The organism is Oleiphilus sp. HI0043 (assembly GCF_001634935.1).
Map to the genome: position 1 here is coordinate 1 of NZ_LWEY01000383.1, position 805 is coordinate 805.

At 41.1% G+C, this 805-nt stretch carries 1 protein-coding gene; it reads right to left on the reverse strand.

Annotation, left to right across the window (positions count from 1 at the left end; all coding sequences use genetic code 11):
• Positions 1-805 (reverse strand): hypothetical protein (locus A3729_RS32250; protein WP_197475581.1); only part of this gene is annotated, 805 nt, incomplete at both ends.

Sequence of the window (805 nt, forward strand, 5' to 3'; positions counted from 1 at the left end):
AAAATTACAATAGAAAGCGCGACACAAATGATCATATCAATTCTTACAACGCGCTTTGTAAAAGCGGTCTTAATATGAGGAATGACAGCTAAAGTCGTTACATCAAGCTCATGTAAACGTTCAGGAAAACGAATTCGCTGATCAACAAAAATATATGCAACAGCCAAACCTATAATGACCAACAATCCGACTATTGGCCCCAATAAAACAAAGTGTAAAAAACGCAAGCCAACAGGGTTAAGCGGCGGTAAAGCCGGCTCTTGAATACGATAAGTTACACCCTGCCCCTCAACGTTCAATGTCATTGATAAACGAGCCTTCTCTTTTCTCTCAAGCATATCTTCATAGATACGCTTAGTCACTGTATAGTCTCGAGTAAGCTCTGCCTCTTCCGCTCCTCTTTCTGCAATACGTTTGCGCCGGTCAAACTCTTTATCCATCAAGCCCCGTAACGCACTTAAGCGTTTTTCTTTCGTCTGCTTTCGGGTAATAGCGTTCGACAAGCTACTTCGAAGCTCTTGATATAATGGGTTTAATACTGCTTCCTGCTCGTTACCAGCTCCCGAATTATCATTATCTGAGTTCTTATTCGCATCGGCTTGCCTCATAGCATCACGAATATCTTCGATCTGATAAGTTAAACTTACTACATCAGGGTAATCTTCAGTATAGGTTAACAACAAATTATTACGGCTTGCCTCTAGTGATTTAAGGCGTTCACCATACACGTCTGCTTTATATTTCTGGGAAGAAAACTCGGACTCGTTACTTAATTGCCTTTGAACCGCTACAATGGATGTCTCAT